Raw genomic sequence first — 21,568 nt, 5'->3', positions numbered from 1 at the left:
CAGCGATGAGGCCGTAACAGGCAACACAAGAAAAGGCACCTTTCGAGGTGCCTTTTCTACATCTGCAGAAACGCTTTACAGGCTGCCAATTCATCAGGTTAGAATCGATTGGCACGCGACCTGCTAGTTCATAGTTGCACGTCCCTTTTCCCCCGCTGTCCCGGAGTACCTGCCTTTGGATGCAAGCACCATCAACAGCCTGTTCCTGATCGGCGCATTGCTGGTGGGTGCAAGTATCCTGGTCAGCTCGCTGTCATCGCGCCTGGGCATCCCCATCCTGGTCATCATCCTCGCGGTCGGCATGGTCGCTGGCGTAGACGGTGGCGGCATCATTTTCAACAACTACCCGACCGCCTACCTGGTGGGCAACCTGGCGCTCGCGGTCATCCTGCTCGACGGCGGCCTGCGCACCCGGGTGGCGAGCTTCCGCGTGGCGCTGTGGCCGGCGCTGTCGCTGGCCACGGTGGGCGTGTTGATCACCACTGGACTGACCGGCATGGTCGCCGCCTGGCTGTTCGACCTGAGCCTCATCCAGGGCCTGCTGATTGGCGCCATCGTCGGCTCCACGGACGCGGCGGCGGTGTTCTCGCTGCTCGGCGGCAAGGGCCTCAACGAACGAGTCACCGCCACCCTGGAGATCGAGTCGGGCAGCAACGACCCGATGGCGGTGTTCCTCACCGTGACCCTGATCGACATGATCGCCAGCGGCCAGACCGGCCTGCACTGGAACCTGCTCACCCACCTGCTGCGCGAGTTCGGCATCGGCGGTCTGATAGGCCTGGGCGGCGGCTGGCTGATGCTGCAATTGGTCAACCGCATCAACCTGGCCGGCGGCCTGTACCCGATCCTGGTAGTGGCCGGCGGCCTGGTGGTGTTCTCCCTGACCAACGCCCTGCACGGCAGCGGTTTCCTCGCGGTTTACCTGTGCGGGCTGGTGCTGGGCAACAAGCCGATCCGCAGTCGCCACGGCATCCTGCACATGCTCGACGGCATGGCCTGGCTGGCCCAGATCGGCATGTTCCTGGTACTGGGCCTGCTGGTCACGCCCCACGACCTGCTGCCCATCGCCCTGCCCGCCCTGGGCCTGGCATTGTGGATGATCCTGGTCGCCCGGCCACTGTCGGTGGTCGCCGCACTGCTACCGTTCAAGGCCTTCCATGGCCGCGAGAAAGGCTTCATCAGCTGGGTCGGCCTGCGCGGCGCGGTGCCGATCATTCTGGCGGTGTTCCCGTTGATGGCCGGCCTGCCCCAGGCCCAGCTGTTCTTCAACCTGGCGTTTTTCATCGTGCTGGTGTCGCTGCTGGTGCAAGGCACCAGCCTGCCGTGGATGGCCAAGCTGCTGAAGGTCACGGTACCGCCGGACCCGGCGCCGATTTCGCGCTCCGCGCTGGAGGTGCACGTCACCAGCGAATGGGAGCTGTTCGTCTACCGCCTGGGCGCCGAAAAATGGTGCATCGGCGCCGCCCTGCGCGAGCTGAAGATGCCCGAAGGCACGCGGATCGCCGCCTTGTTCCGTGGCGAGCAGCTGCTGCACCCGTCGGGCAGCACCGTGCTGGAGGTCGGCGACATGCTCTGCGTGATCGGCCACGAACATAACCTGCCGGCGCTGGGCAAGCTGTTCAGCCAGGCGCCGCAACGCGGCCTCGACCTGCGCTTCTTCGGCGATTTCGTGCTCGAAGGCGATGCCGAGCTGGGTGCGGTGGCGGCGCTTTACGGCCTGAAACTCGATGGCCTGGACGCGAAGATGCCGCTGGCGCAGTTCATCCGACAGAAGGTCGGAGGCGCTCCAGTAGTAGGCGACCAGATCGAATGGCACGGCACGATCTGGACCGTCGCGGTCATGGACGGGAACAAGATCCAGAAAGTGGGCGTCAGATTCCCCGAAGGTACCCGCCCCGGCCCCGGGCTGTTCCTCTAAACTCCGATTTGCCGCGTATCACAAGAACTCTGCCTATGTCCCTGCGTGACCATTGCCGCGCAGCCCTGCTGGGGCTGTGCCTGACCCTCTCGTTCGCCGCTGGCGCGGTGGAAATCCCGACCACTCCGGGCATCCAGAGCAGCCTGAGCAAGATCGCCGAGCGCAAACTGCCGGAAACCGAGCAGAAAGCCGTGCAGCAGGTGCTGGAGCAGACACTGGCGCTGCTCAACGCCCGCGACGACAGCGAAAAGAAGCTCGAAGCCCTCAAGCAGCAGTTGGCCAATGCCCCCCAGGAGATCCGCGACAGCCAGCGCGAACTGATCAAGCTCAAGGCCTCCAGCGTCGTGCCGGTGGCGCAGCGCTACGCCAGCCTGACGGTGCCGCAGCTCGAACAGATGCTCAGCGAGCGCAGCACTCAGCAGGGCGACCTGCAGAAGGCGCTGTCCGAAGCCAACAGCCTGATCATCAACTCCCAGACCCGCCCCGAGCGCGCCCAGGCCGAGATCAGCGGCAACCAGATGCGTGCCCAGCAGATCAACAACAGCCTCAAGAGCGGCAAGGACAACGGCAAGTCGATCAATGCCGACCAGCGCAACCAGCTCAACGCCGAGCTGGCCTCGCTCAACGCCCTGACCCTGCTGCGCCGCCAGGAACTGGCCGGCAACAGCGTGCTGCAGGACCTGGGCAACGCCCGCCATGACCTGCTGATCGAACGCGCCACAAGGCTGGAACAGGAAATTCAGGACCTGCAGACGTTGATCAACGAAAAGCGCCTGGCGCAGTCGCAACAGGCCGTCACCCGCCAGTCGATCGAGGCGCAGAAGGCCGGCGGCAGCAACCTGCTGGCCACCGAGAGCACCGCCAACCTGCAGTTGTCCGATTACCTGCTGCGCAGCACCGACCGCCTCAACGAGGTGACCCAGCAGAACCTGCGCACCAAGCAGCAGCTCGACAGCCTCACCCAGGCCGACCAGGCCCTCGACGAGCAGATCAACGTACTCAAGGGCAGCTTGCTGCTGTCGAAGATCCTGTACAAGCAGAAGCAGGCCTTGCCGCACCTGAAGCTCGACCGCAACCTGGCCGACCAGATCGCCGATATCCGCCTGTACCAGTTCGAGATCAACCAGGAACGCGAACAGATGAGCAGCCCGTCCGCTTACGTGGACAAGCTGCTGGCCAGCCAGCCCGAGGAAGACGTCACCCCGCAGCTGCGCAAGGCCCTGCTGGAAGTGGCGATCACCCGGGGCGACCTGCTCGAGCGGTTGAACCGCGAGCTGTCGGCGCTGCTCAACGAATGCATCACCCTGCAACTGAACCAGAAACAACTGCTGAGCACTGCCCAGAACCTGCGCACTACGCTGGAAGAGCAGATGTTCTGGATCCCCAGCAACAAACCGCTGGACTGGCAGTGGCTGCGCCAAGTGCCCGAGGGCCTGGCCTACCAGGTGGCCAGCCTGCCTTGGGGCGCGGGTATCAAGGAGCTGGGCGACGGCCTGGTGCAGCAGCCACTGCTGTTCCTGCCGCTGATCCTGGTGATCGGCGCCCTGCTGTGGCGGCGCAAGGCCCTGTACCGGCGCCTGGGCAAGGTCCACCAGGACATCGGCCACTTCAAGCGTGACAGCCAGTGGCACACGCCCCAGGCGATCCTGATCAACATCCTGCTGGCACTGCCGGTGGCCCTGGCGCTTACTCTCGGTAGCTACGCCCTGCAGCTTGATGCCCGCGGACAGAACGCCAACCTTGGCGCCGCGTTGTGGCAGATCGCCCAGGCCTGGCTGGTGTTCTACACCGCCTACCGCATCCTTGCCCCGGGCGGCGTCGCCGAAATTCACTTCCGCTGGCACAAGCCCCAGGTCGAGTTCCTGCGGGGTTGGGTACGTCGCCTCGGTACCGTGGTACTGGCACTGGTGGGCGTGGTGGCGGTGGCCGAACACCAGCCCTCGGCATTGGCCGACGACGTGCTGGGCATCGGCGTGGTGCTGACTTGCTATGCGCTGATGGCCTGGCTGCTCAGCCGACTGCTGCTGAGCAGCCCCGCGCACCAGAACACCTCGCTGTTCCGCAAAGCGGTCGGGGTGGCCTTCACCGCCCTGCCCATCGCCCTGTTCGTGGCGGTGTGCTTCGGCTACTACTACACCGCCCTCAAGCTCACCGACCGGCTGATCTACACGCTCTACCTGCTGCTGTTCTGGCTGGTGATCGAGGCCGCGTTCGTGCGTGGCCTGTCGGTGGCGGCGCGGCGCCTGGCCTACCAGCGCGCCCTGAGCAAACGCCAGGCCGCCAAGGAAGGGCTGGATGGCGAGGTGGTGGTCGAGGAGCCGACCCTGGACATCGAGCAGGTCAACCAGCAGTCGCTGCGCCTGATTCGCCTGGCCCTGCTGGGCGGTTTCATCGGCGGGTTGTACTGGGTCTGGGCGGACCTGATCACCGTGTTCGCCTACCTCAACAACATCACCCTGTACGAGTACAGCAGCGGCACCGGCGCAGCTGCCAGCATGGTACCGATCAGCCTCGGCGACCTGCTCGGCGCCATGGTCATCGCCGGTATCGCCGTGGCCCTGGCCAGCAACCTGCCAGGCCTGCTCGAAGTGCTGGTGCTGTCACGACTGAACCTGGCCCAGGGCAGCGCATACGCTATTACCACGCTGTTGTCCTATGTAATCGCCGGGGTAGGTATCGTCAGCACCCTGGCCACCCTCGGGGTCAGCTGGGACAAGCTGCAGTGGCTGGTGGCGGCGTTGTCGCTGGGCCTGGGTTTCGGCATGCAGGAGATCTTCGCCAACTTCATCTCCGGCATCATGATCCTGTTCGAACGCCCGGTGCGCATCGGTGACACCATCACCATCGGCAACCTGTCCGGCACGGTGAGCAAGATCCGCATCCGCGCCACCACCATTACCGACTTCGACCGCAAGGACATCATCGTCCCCAACAAGACCTTCATCACCGGCCAGCTGATCAACTGGTCGCTGACCGACACCGTCACCCGGGTGACGCTGAAGCTGGGCATCGACTACGGCTCGGACCTGGACTTGGTGCGCGACCTGCTGCTCAAGGGCGCCCACGAGAACCCGCGGGTGCTCAAGGACCCGGAGCCGCTGGTGTACTTCCTCAACTTCGGCGAAAGCTCGCTGGACCACGAACTGCGCATGCACGTGCGCGACCTCGGCGACCGCAACCCGACGCTGGACGAGCTCAACCGCTATATCAACCGTGAGTTCAAGGCGCACAACATCAAGATCTCGGTGCGCCAGGTGGAGGTGTTCCTCATGGATGCGAAGAACGGCAAGCAGCAGTTGATCCCGATGGACAGCAAACCGGACAGCACGCCGCCGAGCTGAGTGGACTGCGACAGGCATGCCCTCCAGAATGCAGGCGAGGGCTTTGCCCTCGATCGCCGGCAAGCCGGCTCCCACAAGATGGCATGCCTTGCCCTGTGGGAGCCGGCTCGCCGGCGAAAGGGCCGCACAGCGGCCCCAATGGCACCGAATTCAGGAGCAGGCCCCGTGAAGTCCCTCGACCAACTCACCTTCGACAACCGCTTCGCCCAACTCGGCGATGCCTTCTCCACCCAGGTCCTGCCCGACCCGATTGCCGACCCCCGCCTGGTCGTTGCCAGCAAATCGGCGATGGCCCTGCTCAACCTGGACCCCGCCCAGGCCGAACTGCCGGTGTTCGCCGAGCTGTTCAGCGGCCACAAGCTCTGGGAAGAAGCAGACCCGCGCGCGATGGTCTATTCCGGCCACCAGTTCGGCTCCTACAACCCGCGCCTGGGGGATGGCCGTGGCCTGCTGCTGGGCGAGATCCTCAACGAGGCCGGCGAACACTGGGACCTGCACCTCAAGGGCGCCGGCCAGACGCCCTACTCACGCATGGGTGATGGCCGTGCCGTACTGCGCTCGTCCATTCGCGAGTTCCTCGCCTCCGAAGCCCTGAGCGCCCTGGGCATCCCCAGCAGCCGGGCGCTGTGCGTGATCGGCTCGAGCACCGCAGTGTGGCGGGAAACCCGCGAAAGCGCCGCGATGCTGCTGCGCCTGGCACAGAGCCATGTGCGCTTCGGCCATTTCGAGTATTTCTACTACACGAAACAGCCCGAGCAGCAGCGTGTGCTCATCGACCATGTGCTGGAGCAGCACTATCCCGAATGCCGCAGCGCCGAGCAGCCCTACCTGGCCATGTTCCGCACCATTGTCGAGCGCAATGCCGAGCTGATCGCTCGCTGGCAGGCCTACGGCTTCTGTCACGGGGTGATGAACACCGACAACATGTCGATCCTCGGCATCACCTTCGACTTCGGCCCCTACGCCTTCCTCGACGACTTCGACGCCAACTTCATCTGCAACCACTCCGACGACCGCGGCCGCTACAGCTACGCCAACCAAGTGCCGATCGCCCATTGGAACCTCAGCGCCCTGGCCCAGGCCCTGACCACAGTGATCGAGGTCGAGCCGCTGAAGCAGACGCTGGCGCTGTTCCTGCCGCTGTACCAGGCCCACTATCTGGACCTGATGCGCCGCCGCCTGGGCCTGACCACCGCCGAGGACGACGACATGGCCCTGGTCGAACGCCTGCTGCAACGCATGCAGAGCGGCGGTGTGGACTACACGCTGTTCTTCCGCCGCCTGGGCGAGCAACCGGTGGCCGAGGCCCTGCAAATGGTGCGCGACGATTTCGTCGACCTGGCCGGTTTCGATGCCTGGGGTGCGGACTACCTGGCACGCTGCGAGCGTGAGCCGGGTAATGCCGAAGGTCGCCGTGAGCGGATGCATGCGGTCAACCCGCTGTACATACTGCGCAATTATCTGGCGCAGAAGGCTATCGAAGCGGCAGAGGCCGCTGACTACAGTGAAGTGCGTCGGCTGCATCAGGTGCTGAGCAAACCGTTCGAGGAACAGCCCGGGATGCAAGCGTATGCCGAGCGGCCGCCAGAGTGGGGCAAGCACCTGGAGATCAGCTGTTCATCCTGATTTCCATTGCTGCGCGTGAAACTCTGCGACGGCTTCCCCCCTCAATCGCCGGCAAGCCGGCTCCCACAATGAGCGCGCCAACCCTGTGGAAGCTGCGGTTCGCCGACGCATCTTTCGACTGGAGACCCCAATGTCCAATCCGCTGGTAATCCCCTGCCCCTACTGCAACGGCCTCAACCGCATCCCCGCCGAGCGCCTGGGCGACACCCCGAAATGCGGCCGCTGCAAACAGAACGTGCTGCTGAGCACCTCGTTCGAGCTGACCGAAGGCAACTACGCCGCCCAGATCAAAGGCGACCTGCCGCTGCTGCTGGATGTCTGGGCCGACTGGTGCGGCCCGTGCAAGAGCTTCGCCCCGACCTTCGAACAAGCCGCGCGCCAGCTGTCGGGCCGCTGCCGCCTGGCCAAGCTCGACAGCGAGGCAAACCGCAACCTGGCCGGCCAGTTGGGTATCCGCTCGATCCCCAGCCTGATCCTGTTCAGGAACGGCCGCGAAGTGACCCGCCAGGCCGGCGCGTTTCCACTCCAGTCATTGCTGGAGTGGCTGCGCAGCCAAGGTATCTAGGCGCTACGCTCCAGCAGATCATGCAGCTCGACGAACTGCTGGGTCAGCTTGTGCCGTGGCTCCAGGTGGATCAGCGGCAGGCTGGCGTGGTGCGACTCACGCATCTTCACCGAACTGCCGAGGTAAACCGGTAGCACCGGCAGGCCCTCGGCCAGCAGTTCGTCGAGCATCTGCTGGGGCAGGCTGGCGCGGGACTGGAATTGGTTGACCACGATACCCTCAACCATCAGGTCGTCGTTGTGGTCTTCCTTGAGCTCATCGATCTCGGCCAGCAGGCCATACAGGGCCTGGCGCGAGAAGCTGTCGCAGTCGAAGGGGATCAGCACGCGATCTGCCGCGATCAATGCGGAAACCGCGTAAAAGTTGAGTGCTGGAGGGGTATCGATATAGATCCGCTCGTAATCCTCGTCCAGCTCATCGAGCAGTTTGCGCAGCTTGTTGATCTTGTGCTTGGCCTCGAGCTTGGGCTGCAGGTCGGCCAGCTCGGGGGTGGCAGTCACCACGTGGAGGTTGTCGAAGGGGGTTTCGTAGATATCGACCTTGTTCTTCTTGGCGAACGGCCCGCTGGACAGCGACTGCTTGAAAAAGTCGGCGATACCCATGGGGATGTCGTCGCCGGTCAGGCCGGTGAGGTACTGGGTCGAGTTGGCCTGGGCATCCAGGTCGATCAGCAAGGTCCGGTAGCCTTCACTGGCACTGACCGCCGCTAGATTGCAGGCAATGCTCGACTTGCCCACGCCACCTTTCTGATTGAACACCACGCGCCGCATGTCAGACCTCCGTGTATCAACGAATGCCCGAGTATGTGGCCAGCGCGGCGGTTTAGCCAGCACCTTCGGGCTGCTCAAGCCCGGCCAGCAACGCGACGAAGGCATTGGCCATGGCCGAGCCAGACGCTTCGCGGCGCACCAGCCACACGGCGGTCATGGCCTGCTCGTCGAGCAGTGTGCGATACACCACACCCTCGATGCGCATGCGCTGGAACGACGCTGGCAGCACTGACACACCCAGCCCCGCCGAGACCAGGCCGATGATAGTCATCGCCTCCCCGGCCTCCTGGGCAAAATGTGGGCTGAAACCCGCCTGGCGCGCCAGGCTCAGCAATTGGGCATGCAAGCCGCTGCCATAGCTGCGCGGAAAGAACACGAAGGGCTCGTGGGCCAGGGCCTGCATGTACAGCCCCTGCTCGCTGCCGCTGGCCAGCGGGTGCGATGCGTTGAGCACGGCCACCAGGGGTTCGCGGAACAGTTCGGTACAAACGATCCCGTCCGGCAGAGGCATCGGCCGCATCAGGCCCACCTCGATGGACTCGTCGAACACCGCCTCCACCACTTCACGGCTGCTCATTTCTTCCAGATTCAGATGCACCGATGGAAAACGCTGGCGAAAGGCGTGAATAGCCTTGGGAATCCGCGAGGTGAAAGGCGCCGACGAGGTGAAGCCGATCTTCATCTCGCCCAACTCGCCCAATTGCGCACGCCGGGCCACGTCGGCGGCCTTTTCCACCTGGGCCAGGACTTGCCGGGCCTCTTCGAGGAACAACCGCCCGGCCTCGCTGAGCTCGACCCGACGGTTGGTGCGCTCGAACAGTCGTGCGCCCAGCTCCTGTTCCAGGGCCTGGATCTGCTGGCTCAGCGGCGGTTGCGAGATGCCCAGTTGCTGGGCGGCGCGGCCGAAGTGCAGCTCTTCGGCCACAGCGATGAAATAACGCAGGTGACGCAGCTCCATGGTCGGCTCCGAACAGGTCGTTAAACGTCTTAAACAGGTCGAACAATATATTGGATCTAATCATTAGCCAGCTATATGATTTTTCCATCGCAACGCCCCGAGGTACCGCTCCTGTGAGATCCGCCGTCGCCCCCCTGCCCATCGAGCCCGACCCTGTCGTCAACGACATCTGGATCGAGAAAGGCACACCCGCCTTCATGAAGACCGTGCTGGCGCTGTTCAGCGGCGGCTTTGCCACCTTCGCCCTGCTGTACTGCGTGCAGCCCATGATGCCGCTGCTGTCGCAGGAGTTCGCCATCAACGCCGCGCAGAGCAGCCTGGTGCTGTCGGTGTCCACCGCCATGCTCGCCATCGGCCTGCTGATCACCGGCCCCATTTCCGACCGTATCGGCCGCAAGCCGGTGATGGTCTTCGCCTTGCTGTGCGCGGCTTTGGCGACCCTGGCCAGCGCGGTGATGCCAAGCTGGGAGCTGGTGCTGGCCAGCCGCGCGCTGGTGGGCCTGGCACTGAGCGGCCTGGCCGCGGTGGCGATGACCTACCTGAGCGAAGAGATCCACCCGCAGCACATTGGCCTGGCCATGGGGCTGTATATCGGCGGCAATGCCATCGGCGGCATGAGCGGGCGGCTGATCACCGGCGTACTGATCGACTTCGTCAGCTGGCACACGGCGATGCTGGTGATCGGCGGCCTGGCCCTTGTGGCGGCCGTGGTGTTCTGGAAGGTGCTGCCCGAATCGCGCAACTTCCGGGCTCAATCATTGAAACCCCGCAGCCTGCTGGACGGTTTCGTCATGCACTTCAAGGATGCCGGGCTACCCTGGCTGTTCCTCGAGGCCTTCCTGCTGATGGGCGCCTTCGTCACCTTGTTCAACTACATTGGCTATCGCTTGCTCGCCGGCCCCTACCATATGAACCAGGCGCTGGTCGGCCTGCTGTCGGTGGTGTACCTGTCGGGGATCTACAGCTCTGCGCAGGTCGGCGCGCTGGCCGACAAGCTCGGGCGGCGCAAGGTGTTCTGGGCCAGTATCGTGGTCATGGCCGGCGGCCTGCTCATGACATTGGCCAACCCGCTGGCCATGATCATTCTCGGCATGCTGGTGTTCACCTTCGGCTTCTTTGGCGCGCATTCGGTGGCCAGCAGCTGGATCGGCCGCCGGGCGCTGAGGGCCAAGGGGCAAGCTTCTTCGCTGTACCTGTTCAGCTATTACGCGGGGTCGAGTGTCGCCGGGACGGCGGGCGGGGTGTTCTGGCACCAGTGGGGCTGGAACGGTATCGGGCTGTTCATCGGCAGCCTGTTGGCGGTGGCGTTGCTGGTGGCGTTGCATTTGAGCAGGTTGGCGCCGAAGACTGCCTGAGTGGGGCTGCTTTGCAGCCCAATCGCCGCGGTTCGTCGCCACGACAAGCCGGCTCCCACAACCTTTTGGGAGCCGGCTTGCCGGCGATGAGGTCCTTGGATCAGTTGATGATCTCGACGATATCCACATCCACCTCACGGCTCATCAGGTGCTTTTCCACCTCGCCGGTCAGCTTGACCTTGGTCTTGTCGTTGAACGGCGTCGCTGGCAGGTCTTCGTCGTCGATCTCGACGGTGATGGTGCCGGTGTTGTCCTTGAACTCGTACTTGTCGTCGTTGTTGATCTTCTTGGTCACGTAGCCTTGCAGTACCACCGGGGTGTCGTCGGCGGCATCGTTGGCGGCAGCCACCGTGGTCACGGACTGGGCACCGGGGCCTGTGTAGCCGGCGGCCAGGGCGGCGGTGCTGAACAGTGGGGCGAGAATCAGGGGCAGGTAACGGGCTTTCATGATGATCGGGTCCTGTTTGCGTTTTGATGGCCCCAGATTACCGATGATCGCTGAATTTAAACTTAATACAACAAAAAGCCCGGCACTTCGCCGGGCTTTTTGCGTTGCACACCGGTTACTGGTGGTACTGCGCCGAAAGCTCATGCACGGCGTTGATGAATACGCCGGCGTGCTCCGGGTCGACTTCCGGGGTGATGCCATGGCCCAGGTTGAACACGTGGCCGCTGCCCTTGCCGTAGCTGGCCAGGATGCGCGCCACTTCCTTGCGAATCGCCTCGGGGTTGGCGTACAGCACGGTCGGGTCCATGTTGCCCTGCAACGCAACCTTGTCCCCGACGCGGCGGCGGGCATCGCCGATCTCGCAGGTCCAGTCCAGGCCCAGCGCGTCAGCACCTGCATCGGCGATGCTTTCCAGCCACAGGCCGCCGTTCTTGGTGAACAGGATCACGGGCACCTTGCGCCCTTCGTGCTCGCGGATCAGGCCGCTGACGATCTTGCGCATGTAGGCCAGGGAGAATTCCTGGTAGGCCGCCGCCGACAGGTTGCCACCCCAGGTATCGAAGATCTGCACCGCCTGGGCGCCCGCCTGGATCTGCCCGTTGAGGTAGCTGGTGACCGACTGCGCCAGCTTGTCCAGCAGCAGGTGCAGGGCCTGCGGGTTGTCATAGGCCATGGCCTTGATCTTGCGGAAGTCCTTGGACGAACCACCTTCCACCATGTAGGTGGCGAGGGTCCACGGGCTGCCGGAGAAGCCGATCAGCGGGACGCGACCGTTGAGCTCGCGGCGGATGGTGCTGACCGCGTCCATCACGTAGCCCAGGTCCTGCTGCGGGTCGGGGATCGGCAACGCTTCGATGTCGGCCAGGCTGCTGATGACTTTCTTGAAGCGCGGGCCTTCGCCGGTCTCGAAGTACAGGCCCTGGCCCATGGCGTCGGGGATGGTGAGGATGTCCGAGAACAGGATCGCCGCGTCCAGCGGGTAGCGGTCCAGCGGCTGCAGGGTGACCTCGCAGGCGAACTGCGGGTTCATGCACAGGCTCATGAAGTCACCGGCCTTGGCGCGGCTGGCGCGATACTCCGGGAGGTAGCGGCCGGCCTGGCGCATCATCCATACCGGGGTGACATCTACGGGTTGCTTGAGCAGTGCACGCAGGAAACGATCGTTCTTCAGGGCAGTCATGTCGGCATCCGGAAAAAAAGTGCGGGCATTTTCTCAGACGCGGACGCAAAAGGCACGGCCATGGCCATGCGTTTTGTCTATCAGGTGCCATGGATCAAGCATTTTTGTATACAAAACGAGGTCCTGGGGTTGCATCTGATGGCCTCATCGCCGGCAAGCCGGCTCCCACAGGGTAAGGCACTGCCTTTGTGGGAGCCGGCTTGCCGGCGATGAGGCCGGTTCAGGCAACATCAGACTTCGAGGTAATCCAGAATGCCTTCGGCTGCGGTACGCCCTTCGAAGATCGCCGTCACCACCAGATCCGAACCCCGCACCATGTCACCACCGGCAAACACTTTCGGGTTGCTGGTCTGGTGCTTGAACTTGCCCTTCTCCGGAGCCACCACGCGGCCCTGGCTGTCCATCTGGATACCGAACTGCTCGAACCACGGCGCCGGGCTCGGGCGGAAGCCGAAGGCAATCACCACGGCGTCGGCCGGCAGGATCTCCTCGGAGCCCGGGATCGGCTCGGGGCTGCGGCGACCACGGGCATCCGGCTCGCCGAGACGGGTCTCGACCACCTTCACGCCCTCGACCTTGTCCTCGCCGACGATGGCGATGGGCTGGCGGTTGTAGAGGAACTTCACGCCCTCTTCCTTGGCGTTCTTCACCTCTTTGCGCGAACCCGGCATGTTGGCCTCGTCACGGCGATAGGCACAGGTCACCGACTTGGCGCCCTGGCGGATTGAGGTACGGTTGCAGTCCATCGCAGTGTCGCCACCGCCAAGCACCACGACCTTCTTGCCCTGCATGTCGACGAAGTCTTCCGGCGACTTCTCGAAACCGAGGTTGCGGTTGACGTTGGCGATCAGGAAGTCCAGCGCGTCGTGCACGCCCGGCAAGTCCTCGCCGGGGAAGCCGCCCTTCATGTAGGTGTAGGTGCCCATGCCCATGAACACTGCATCGTACTCGGCGAGCAGTTGCTCCATGGTGATGTCGCGGCCCACCTCGGTGTTCAGGCGGAACTCGATGCCCATGCCGGTGAAGACTTCGCGGCGATTGCTCAGCACGGTCTTTTCCAGCTTGAACTCGGGGATGCCGAAAGTCAGCAGGCCACCAATCTCGGGGTTGCGGTCGAATACCACCGGGGTTACGCCGGCACGTACCAGCACGTCTGCACAGCCCAGGCCGGCCGGGCCGGCGCCGATGATGGCGACACGCTTGCCGGTCGGCTTGACCTTGGACATGTCCGGGCGCCAGCCCATGGCGAACGCGGTGTCGGTGATGTACTTCTCCACCGAACCGATGGTGACCGCGCCGAAGCCGTCGTTCAAGGTGCAGGCACCCTCGCACAGGCGGTCCTGCGGGCACACACGGCCACAGACTTCCGGCAGGGTGTTGGTCTGGTGCGACAGCTCGGCTGCCGCCAGGATGTTGCCCTCGGAAACCAGCTTCAACCAGTTGGGGATGAAGTTGTGCACCGGGCATTTCCACTCGCAATACGGGTTGCCGCAGCCCAGGCAGCGGTGCGCCTGCTCCACGGACTGCTGCGGCTTGAAGGGTTCGTAGATCTCGACGAACTCCTTCTTGCGCTGGCGCAGCAGCTTTTTCTTGGGGTCTTTGCGCCCCACTTCGATGAACTGGAAGTCGTTGCTCAGACGTTCAGCCATTTTTCAAAACCTCTTTACCGCAGTTGCCAGCTACACGCTGCAAGCTGCAAGACGATCACGTAAGCCCGACGAACCCCGCACACGGGGCTCGCCACTTGCAGCTGTTCTTACTGCGGGTTGGCACGGGTGCTGGACAACAGGTGCTTGAGGTTGGCCGCCTTCGGCTTGACCAGCCAGAAGCGCCGCACATAGTCGTCCAGGTTCTCCGAGAGCTCACGCCCCCACTCGCTGCCGGTCTCTTCCACGTACTCGCCCAGGACCCGTGCCAGGTGGCTGCGGTAGGCTTCCATCGCCTCACCACTGATACGCTGGATTTCCACCAGCTCGTGGTTGAGTTTGTCGAAGAAGCTGTTGTCCATGTCGAGCACGTAGGCGAAACCGCCAGTCATGCCAGAACCGAAGTTGTAACCGGTCTTGCCCAGGACGCAGACAAAGCCACCGGTCATGTATTCACAGCAGTGATCGCCGGTGCCCTCGACCACAGCGTGGGCGCCGGAGTTACGTACAGCGAAGCGCTCGCCCGCGGTGCCTGCGGCGAACAGCTTGCCGCCGGTGGCGCCATACAGGCAGGTGTTGCCGACGATTGCGCTGTGCTGGGTTTCGAACGGGCTGCCGGCCGGTGGCACGATGGTCACCTTGCCCCCGGTCATGCCCTTGCCGACGTAGTCGTTGGCGTCGCCTTCCAGGTGCAGGTTCAAACCGCCGGCGTTCCACACGCCGAAGCTCTGGCCCGCGGTGCCCTTGAAGCGGAAGGTGATCGGCGCCGCGGCCATGCCCTGGTTGCCGTGCAGCCTGGCGATTTCGCCAGAGATGCGCGCACCGATGGAACGGTCGCAGTTGCAGATGTCCATGGCGAATTCGCCACCAGCCATGTCGCGGATCGCCGGCAGGGCCATGGCGACCATCTTCTCGGCCAGTTCGCCCTGGTCGAACGGCGGGTTCTTGTCCACTTGGCAGAACTGCGGCTTGTCGGCCGGGATGTGCGAGCTGCCCAGCAGCGGTGACAGGTCGAGGTGGCCCTGGCGCTCGGTGTCGCCCGGCAGCACATCGAGCAAGTCGGTACGGCCGATCAGCTCGCCCAGGCTGCGCACGCCCAGCTTGGCCAGCCACTCGCGGGTCTCTTCGGCGACGAAGGTGAAGAAGTTGATCACCATGTCGACGGTGCCGATGTAGTGGTCCTTGCGCAGTTTGTCGTTCTGGGTGGCCACGCCGGTGGCGCAGTTGTTCAGGTGGCAGATGCGCAGGTACTTGCAGCCCAGGGCGATCATCGGCGCGGTGCCGAAGCCGAAGCTCTCGGCACCGAGGATCGCGGCCTTGATCACGTCGAGGCCGGTTTTCAGGCCGCCGTCGGTCTGCACCCGCACCTTGCCGCGCAGGTCGTTGCCGCGCAGGGTCTGGTGGGTTTCAGCCAGGCCCAGTTCCCACGGGGCGCCGGCGTACTTGATCGAGGTCAGCGGCGAAGCGCCGGTGCCGCCGTCGTAGCCGGAAATGGTGATCAGGTCGGCATAGGCCTTGGCCACGCCGGCGGCAATGGTACCTACGCCGGCCTCGGCGACCAGCTTGACCGAAACCAGGGCCTGTGGGTTCACCTGCTTGAGATCGTAGATCAGCTGGGCCAAGTCTTCGATCGAATAGATGTCGTGGTGCGGCGGTGGCGAGATCAGGGTCACGCCCGGTACCGCGTAGCGAAGCCTGGCAATCAGGCCGTTGACCTTGCCACCTGGCAGCTGGCCGCCCTCGCCGGGTTTGGCGCCCTGGGCGACCTTGATCTGCAGCACTTCGGCGTTGACCAGGTATTCCGGGGTCACGCCAAAGCGGCCGGTGGCCACCTGCTTGATCTTCGAGCTTTTGATGGTGCCGTAGCGGGCCGGGTCTTCACCGCCCTCACCGGAGTTGGAGCGCGCCCCCAGGCGGTTCATCGCCTCAGCCAGGGCTTCGTGCGCCTCTGGCGACAGCGCACCCAGCGAGATGCCGGCGGAGTCGAAGCGCTTGAGGATCGCGTCCAGCGGCTCGATTTCATCCAACGGCAGGGCCTGGTCGGCCACTTTCACTTTCAGCAGGTCGCGGATCATCGACACCGGACGCTGGTCGACCAACGTGGTGTATTCCTTGAACTTGGCGTAGTCGCCCTGTTGCACGGCGGCCTGCAGGGTGTTGACCACGTCCGGGTTGTAGGCATGGTATTCGCCACCATGGACGAACTTGAGCAGCCCACCTTGCTGGATCGGCCTGCGCGCGCTCCAGGCTTCGGCGGCGAGCAGCTTCTGGTCGCTCTCCAGGTCTTCGAAACGCGCCCCCTTGATGCGGCTCGACACGCCCTTGAAGCTCAGGCCAACCACTTCCTCGGACAGGCCGATGGCTTCAAACAGCTGGGCACCACGGTACGAAGTGATGGTGGAGATGCCCATCTTCGACAGGATCTTCAGCAGACCCTTGGAGATGCCTTTGCGGTAGTACTTGAACACTTCGTCCAGATCACCCAGCACTTCGCCGGTGCGGATCAGGTCGGCCAGTACTTCGTAGGCCAGGTACGGATAGACAGCCGAGGCACCGAAGCCCAGCAGCACGGCGAAGTGGTGCGGGTCGCGAGCAGTGGCGGTCTCGACCAGGATGTTGCTGTCGCAACGCAGCCCTTGTTCGGTCAGGCGATGGTGTACTGCGCCTACGGCCAGCGAGGCGTGTACCGGCAGTTTGCCCGGGGCAATGTAGCGGTCGCTGAGCACCAGCTGGGTCTTGCCGCCGCGCACTGCTTCTTCGGCCTGGTCGGCGATATTGCGGATGGCCGCTTCAAGGCCGAGGCTTTCCTCATAGTTGAGGTCGATCAGCTGGCGGTCGAAACCTTCGCGCTCCAGGTTCATCAGCGAACGCCACTTGGCGGGCGAGATGACCGGCGAGCTGAGGATCACCCGCGAGGCGTGCTCGGGGGACTCCTGGAAGATGTTGCGCTCGGCGCCCAGGCAGATTTCCAGGGACATGACGATCGCTTCGCGCAGCGGGTCGATCGGCGGGTTGGTCACCTGGGCGAACTGCTGACGGAAGAAATCGTACGGCGAACGCACGCGCTGGGACAGCACGGCCATCGGCGTGTCGTCACCCATCGAGCCGACCGCTTCCTGGCCCTGCTCGCCGAGCGGGCGCAGGACTTGGTCACGCTCCTCGAAGGTGACCTGGAACATCTTCATGTACTGCTTGAGCTGGTCAGCGTCGTAGCTGGCCACGCCCTGGTCGTCGCTCAGGGTCGCCTGGATGCGCGTGGCGTGCTGGCGCAACCAGCGCTTGTACGGATGGCGCGACTTCAGGCGGTTGTCGATGGCGTCGGTGTCGAGGATCTGGCCGGTCTCGGTATCGACGGCAAGGATCTGGCCTGGGCCGACACGGCCCTTGGCGACGACATCTTCAGGCTGGTAACCCCATACGCCGATCTCCGACGCGATGGTGATATAGCCGTTGGTGGTGGTGACCCAACGCGCCGGGCGCAGGCCGTTGCGGTCGAGCAGGCACACCGCGTGGCGGCCTTCGGTCATGACGATACCGGCCGGGCCATCCCACGGTTCCATGTGCATGGAGTTGTATTCGTAGAAGGCGCGCAGGTCGGCGTCCATGGTCTCGACGTTCTGCCAGGCTGGCGGTACCAGCATGCGCACGCCGCGGAACAAGTCGATGCCGCCAGTGACCATCAGCTCGAGCATATTGTCCATGCTGGATGAGTCGGAACCGACGCGGTTGACCAGCGGACCGAGCTCTTCGAGGTCGGGGATCAGGTCGTTGGCGAACTTGGTGCGACGGGCCATGGCCCAGTTGCGGTTGCCGGTGATGGTGTTGATCTCGCCGTTGTGGGCGAGGAAGCGGAAGGGCTGCGCCAGCGGCCACTTCGGCAGGGTGTTGGTGGAGAAGCGCTGGTGGAACACGCAGATTGCGGTCTGCAGGCGCTCGTCACCGAGGTCCGGATAGAACGCCGCGAGATCGCGCGGCATCATCAGGCCTTTGTAGATGATGGTCTTGTGCGAGAAGCTGCAGATGTAGTGGTCGGCGTCGTGGGCGTTGGCCACGGACGAACGGCGACGGGCACTGAACAGCTTGATGGCGAATTCCTGATCGCTCAGGCCTTCGCCGCCGATGAACACCTGTTCGATCTGCGGCAGGCGCTCCAGGGCCAGGCGGCCAAGGACGCTGGTATCGATCGGCACCTTGCGCCAACCCACCAGCTTGAGGCCGGCGTTGACGATCTCGCGATCCATGTTGGCGCGGGCGGCTTCGGCTTTGACCGGGTCCTGGTTGAAGAACACCATGCCGACGGCGTACTGCCTGGGCAGCTCGACGGCGAAGTGCTCCTGTGCCACGGCGCGCAGGAATTGATCGGGCTTCTGCATGAGCAGACCGCAACCGTCGCCGGTCTTGCCGTCGGCGTTGATGCCGCCGCGGTGGGTCATGCAGGTCAGCGCCTGCATGGCGGTTTGCAGAAGGTGGTGACTCGGCTCGCCCGTCATATGGGCGATCAGGCCGAAACCACAGTTGTCCTTGAATTCTTCGGGATGGTACAGACCTGTTTTCATAGACACTTTCTCACCAGGTTTACCTCTCAACCGGAGGCAAATCTCTTTTTTAACAACCACTTACCATCCACGCCGATCAAACGCCAGCTTTTTTGCGGTGGCCATGGAAAACCATTGTTGCACAGCGACAGCGACGCCCACAAATTTTCATGTCTCACCATTGAAAATTTATGTCGCAATTTTGAATGTTTTTAAGTCGTTCACCGTGATAGCGGCTTGACTGGAGTCTGAAGCGTTTCAGCCAGGACTGCAAGAAAGGGCTTGTGGCCGGCAGTCTGGGACAGAAAAGCCTGCCGCGCTTGGGCGCAGCAGGCTAGTTGAAAGCTAGAAGTCGCTCAGCAACTGGGCGGCGGGGTGATGCCGCCCGGAAGGTATCAGCGGGCCGTGGCCAGCTCTTGTTGGACGCTGCCCACGGTACGTGGCCAAGGTTTACCAGCCTGGACCTTGGCTGGCAAGTTCTTGATTGCCGCAGCGGCGGCATCGCGGTTGGCGAAGTTGCCGTAGGTCACCACGTAGAGCGGCTTGCCCTGCAGGTTTTTCCTGAAGTAGCGATAGTCGCCACCCTGCGCCTTGACGAACGACTGCGCCGACGCCTCGGAGCTGGTGCCGAAGATCTGTACCACGTAATTACCGGGCTTCTGGCCAGCGTACCAGCTGCTGTTGCCGGCCCCGCCAGCAGCCGGTTTTTCGGCAGGTTTGGCTGCAGGCTTGGCGCTCGCGACCTGGGTCGGGGCCGGGGCCGGCTTGGCAGGTGCAACCGGCTTTACCGACTGGGTTGCTACCGGCTTCGTCGCAGGCGCAACCGGCTGTACCGGAGCGCTGGTCACCGGCTGGGCCGGGGCCGGCGCAGGACTGGCGGTGGCACCTTGCGGCGGCGCGATGGTGGTCACGGTCGGCGGCACGGCAGCCGATGGCGTGGCTGGCTGCAGTGCAGTGTTGTCGGCCGGCCCGCCGTCTTCACCTTCACCCATGCCAGCGGCCTGGGCCAGCGGTTCGCGCATTACCGGCTGCGACTGGCCGACCAGCGGCAACGGCATGGGCTGCGAGGAGCCGGAGAACTCGATGGCGGGCGCGCCGCCGTTGCCGCCGTCACCCAGGGGCAGTTGGGCCTGGGCAGCGGGGGGCGCGTCGGCCGGGGCCTTGTCGCCTTTCTTGGGCATCAGGACCGCCGCGCCAACGGCGACCACGACCACTGCGGACAACGCGAGCACGTGTTTCTTAGGCATTTTGAACCCCATGGTTGGTCGCTTGACCGTGGTACGGCTGGCGATCATGGCTTCGATCAAGGTATCGCGGGCGACCTGGTTGATGTTCCCAGGCCAGCCGTCGGCGTTTTCGTGGATGTCGACGATCTGCTCGGCGGTGAACACCTCGATGCCCCGGCCAGCACCCTCCAGGCGCTGCTCCAGGTACTCGCGGGTTTCTTCCTCGCTGTACGGGGCCAGTTCAATGACGTGGAATCGCTCGCCATCGGCATTGAGCTCGTCCAACCCGGCGATCAGCGAAGGCTCGCCGAACAGGAACACGTGCGGACGCCCTTCAGCTACGCCTGCCGCCAACTCCAGCAACGCTTGGAGTGCCGACTCGTCAAGTTGTTCCGCATCGTCCACCAGCAGATAGACTTCCTGGCCGGTCAGCGCCAGTTGCACCACCTGCGACAGGATCGCCTGCACTTCCGGCTGCGCCACGCCCAGCGACTGTGCCACCTGGCCGAGCACGCTGGCCGCGTCGCTGGCGCCACGGGCGGATACCACCACGCTTTGCACCGACTGCTTGTTGGTGCTGGCCACCAGCGCCTGGCGCAGCAAAGTCTTGCCGCTGCCCACAGGGCCGGTGACCGCCAGCATCAACTGGCTGTAACGCGCCAGGTGGTGCAGCTGGCCAAGCACTGGCTTGCGCTGGGCGGGAAAGAACTTGAAACCGGGCACCCGGGGTGCGAACGGATCGTGGCTCAGCTGGTAATGATCGAGAAACGCCTCATCGGCATGCAGACTGGTCATTGCGTTGTCACAACCTCAAAGCTGGGCCACGATCGCGCGGTAATCCGCCGCCAGCGTGGCCTGAAGAATCTCTGTCGAATAGTCGTCGGTGACGACGGCCTCGCCCAGCTGGCGCAGCAGCACCAGGCGCAGGCGCCCGTCGAGCACTTTCTTGTCGACCGCCATGTGCTCCATGAAATGCGCCGGGGTCATTTCCTGTGGTGGCACCACCGGCAATCCTGCGTCCTGCAGCAGGCGAATTCCGCGATCACGCGCCGGCTGGTCGATCCAGCCCAGGCGCATGGACATTTCCAGGGCCATGACCGTGCCGGCCGCCACGGCTTCGCCGTGCAGCCAGACGCCATAACCCATGTGTGTTTCGATGGCATGGCCGAAGGTGTGGCCAAGGTTGAGCGTGGCACGCACGCCCGATTCGCGCTCATCAGCACCAACCACGGCGGCCTTGGCCGCGCAGGAGCGACGGATGGCCTCGGTCAGGGCGACGGAGTCCAGGGCACGTAGCGCCTGCATATTGTCCTCGAGCCAGGCGAGGAATGGCTTGTCGCAGATCAGGCCGTACTTGATGACTTCGGCGAGACCGGCGGACAACTCACGCGCAGGCAAGGTTTTCAGGCTGGTAGTGTCGATCAGCACTGCGTTGGGCTGGTAGAAGGCACCGACCATGTTCTTGCCCAGCGGGTGGTTGATGCCGGTCTTGCCGCCCACCGAGGAGTCCACCTGGGACAGCAGCGTGGTGGGCACCTGGATGAAGTCGACCCCACGCTGGTAGCAGGCCGCGGCAAAGCCGGCCATGTCACCGATCACCCCGCCACCGAGGGCGACCACGGTGGTGCGCCGGTCATGACGCGCGGTCAGCAGGGCATCGAAGATCAGTTGCAGGGTTTCCCAATTCTTGTGGGCCTCGCCGTCGGGCAACACCACCGGCAGCACCGAGTAGGCACCCAGGGTCTTGCTCAGGCGTTCGAGGTACAGGGGTGCGACGGTCTCGTTGGAGACGATGGCGACCTGCCGGCCGGCAATATGCGGCGCCAGCAGCTCGGGCTGGTCAAGCAGGCCTTCGCCAATGTAGATCGGGTAGCTACGCTCGCCCAGGTCGACCTTAAGTGTCTGCATGTATCCCCACAATGTACTTGGGCGCGGTGGCGCTGTGGCCCCACGCGGTGACGTTCAACCCCGTCTCGGCGTTGGTCGCCGAGGATAGACCC

At 64.1% G+C, this 21,568-nt stretch carries 13 protein-coding genes; 5 read left to right on the top strand and 8 right to left on the bottom strand.

The features are described from left to right. The first annotated feature begins 175 nt into the window (after window positions 1–175). The 4 genes from LOY42_RS01980 to trxC all read left to right on the top strand — a co-directional run bounded on the left by LOY42_RS01980 (window position 176) and on the right by trxC (window position 7,450). A complete protein-coding gene (locus LOY42_RS01980) occupies window positions 176–1,918 on the top strand; it encodes a potassium/proton antiporter (RefSeq protein ID WP_139674113.1) in 1,743 nt (580 codons plus the stop codon). A gap of 35 nt (window positions 1,919–1,953) precedes the next feature. Beyond that, on the top strand, window positions 1,954–5,259 hold the full coding sequence (gene mscK / locus LOY42_RS01975) for a mechanosensitive channel MscK (protein WP_139674116.1): 3,306 nt from the start codon (window positions 1,954–1,956) through the stop codon (window positions 5,257–5,259). 165 nt (window positions 5,260–5,424) lie between these two features. After that, the gene (selO, locus tag LOY42_RS01970; protein ID WP_258599726.1) at window positions 5,425–6,885 is read left to right on the top strand and encodes a protein adenylyltransferase SelO; all 1,461 of its coding nucleotides are present in this window, start codon (window positions 5,425–5,427) and stop codon (window positions 6,883–6,885) included. A 130-nt stretch (window positions 6,886–7,015) separates the two neighbouring features. Further along, entirely contained in the window at window positions 7,016–7,450 is a 435-nt protein-coding gene (gene trxC / locus LOY42_RS01965; RefSeq protein ID WP_139674122.1) for a thioredoxin TrxC, read from the top strand. Here trxC and LOY42_RS01960 read toward each other — a convergent pair. Both LOY42_RS01960 and LOY42_RS01955 read right to left on the bottom strand, forming a co-directional pair. After that, a complete protein-coding gene (locus LOY42_RS01960; protein WP_094011035.1) occupies window positions 7,447–8,220 on the bottom strand; it encodes a ParA family protein in 774 nt (257 codons plus the stop codon). The genes trxC and LOY42_RS01960 overlap by 4 nt on opposite strands. Window positions 8,221–8,272: 52 nt before the next feature. After that, entirely contained in the window at window positions 8,273–9,178 is a 906-nt protein-coding gene (locus LOY42_RS01955; RefSeq protein WP_102681766.1) for a LysR family transcriptional regulator, read from the bottom strand. A 197-nt stretch (window positions 9,179–9,375) separates the two neighbouring features. Here LOY42_RS01955 and LOY42_RS01950 point away from each other — a divergent pair, with 197 nt between their 5' ends. Then, window positions 9,376–10,533: an MFS transporter gene (locus LOY42_RS01950; protein ID WP_232968023.1), complete on the top strand. Its 1,158-nt coding sequence runs from the start codon at window positions 9,376–9,378 to the stop codon at window positions 10,531–10,533. Window positions 10,534–10,633: 100 nt separating this feature from the next. Here the strand turns inward: LOY42_RS01950 and LOY42_RS01945 are convergent, their stop codons facing one another. The 6 genes from LOY42_RS01945 to aroB form a co-directional block, all read right to left on the bottom strand. Beyond that, window positions 10,634–10,981: a YgiW/YdeI family stress tolerance OB fold protein gene (locus LOY42_RS01945; protein ID WP_046853850.1), complete on the bottom strand. Its 348-nt coding sequence runs from the start codon at window positions 10,979–10,981 to the stop codon at window positions 10,634–10,636. Window positions 10,982–11,096: 115 nt separating this feature from the next. Further along, on the bottom strand, window positions 11,097–12,161 hold the full coding sequence (gene hemE, locus LOY42_RS01940) for a uroporphyrinogen decarboxylase (protein WP_139674130.1): 1,065 nt from the start codon (window positions 12,159–12,161) through the stop codon (window positions 11,097–11,099). 230 nt (window positions 12,162–12,391) lie between these two features. Beyond that, on the bottom strand, window positions 12,392–13,810 hold the full coding sequence (locus LOY42_RS01935) for an FAD-dependent oxidoreductase (protein WP_046853848.1): 1,419 nt from the start codon (window positions 13,808–13,810) through the stop codon (window positions 12,392–12,394). Window positions 13,811–13,917: 107 nt separating this feature from the next. Further along, window positions 13,918–18,363 (bottom strand): glutamate synthase large subunit, encoded by a 4,446-nt coding sequence (gene gltB / locus LOY42_RS01930; RefSeq protein ID WP_258599725.1) that lies wholly within the window; start codon window positions 18,361–18,363, stop codon window positions 13,918–13,920. 374 nt (window positions 18,364–18,737) lie between these two features. After that, on the bottom strand, window positions 18,738–20,363 hold the full coding sequence (locus tag LOY42_RS01925; RefSeq protein ID WP_258599724.1) for an AAA family ATPase: 1,626 nt from the start codon (window positions 20,361–20,363) through the stop codon (window positions 18,738–18,740). A gap of 15 nt (window positions 20,364–20,378) precedes the next feature. After that, on the bottom strand, window positions 20,379–21,476 hold the full coding sequence (gene aroB, locus LOY42_RS01920) for a 3-dehydroquinate synthase (protein WP_023631794.1): 1,098 nt from the start codon (window positions 21,474–21,476) through the stop codon (window positions 20,379–20,381). Window positions 21,477–21,568: the final 92 nt, after the last annotated feature.

Origin of the sequence: Pseudomonas sp. B21-023, from assembly GCF_024749165.1 — a bacterium.
In the GTDB taxonomy this organism is placed as follows: domain Bacteria; phylum Pseudomonadota; class Gammaproteobacteria; order Pseudomonadales; family Pseudomonadaceae; genus Aquipseudomonas.
This window is presented reverse-complemented; position numbering and strand designations above follow the sequence as displayed.

Bases quoted from the DNA above. Each gene is read 5' to 3' on its own strand.
- mscK (WP_139674116.1), top strand. From the start codon at position 1,954: ATGTCCCTGCGTGACCATTGCCGCGCAGCCCTGCTGGGGCTGTGCCTG.
- trxC (WP_139674122.1), top strand. From the start codon at position 7,016: ATGTCCAATCCGCTGGTAATCCCCTGCCCCTACTGCAACGGCCTCAAC.
- LOY42_RS01960 (WP_094011035.1), bottom strand. From the start codon at position 8,220: ATGCGGCGCGTGGTGTTCAATCAGAAAGGTGGCGTGGGCAAGTCGAGC.
- LOY42_RS01955 (WP_102681766.1), bottom strand. From the start codon at position 9,178: ATGGAGCTGCGTCACCTGCGTTATTTCATCGCTGTGGCCGAAGAGCTG.
- LOY42_RS01950 (WP_232968023.1), top strand. From the start codon at position 9,376: ATGAAGACCGTGCTGGCGCTGTTCAGCGGCGGCTTTGCCACCTTCGCC.
- LOY42_RS01945 (WP_046853850.1), bottom strand. From the start codon at position 10,981: ATGAAAGCCCGTTACCTGCCCCTGATTCTCGCCCCACTGTTCAGCACC.
- hemE (WP_139674130.1), bottom strand. From the start codon at position 12,161: ATGACTGCCCTGAAGAACGATCGTTTCCTGCGTGCACTGCTCAAGCAA.
- LOY42_RS01935 (WP_046853848.1), bottom strand. From the start codon at position 13,810: ATGGCTGAACGTCTGAGCAACGACTTCCAGTTCATCGAAGTGGGGCGC.
- gltB (WP_258599725.1), bottom strand. From the start codon at position 18,363: ATGAAAACAGGTCTGTACCATCCCGAAGAATTCAAGGACAACTGTGGT.
- LOY42_RS01925 (WP_258599724.1), bottom strand. From the start codon at position 20,363: ATGACCAGTCTGCATGCCGATGAGGCGTTTCTCGATCATTACCAGCTG.
- aroB (WP_023631794.1), bottom strand. From the start codon at position 21,476: ATGCAGACACTTAAGGTCGACCTGGGCGAGCGTAGCTACCCGATCTAC.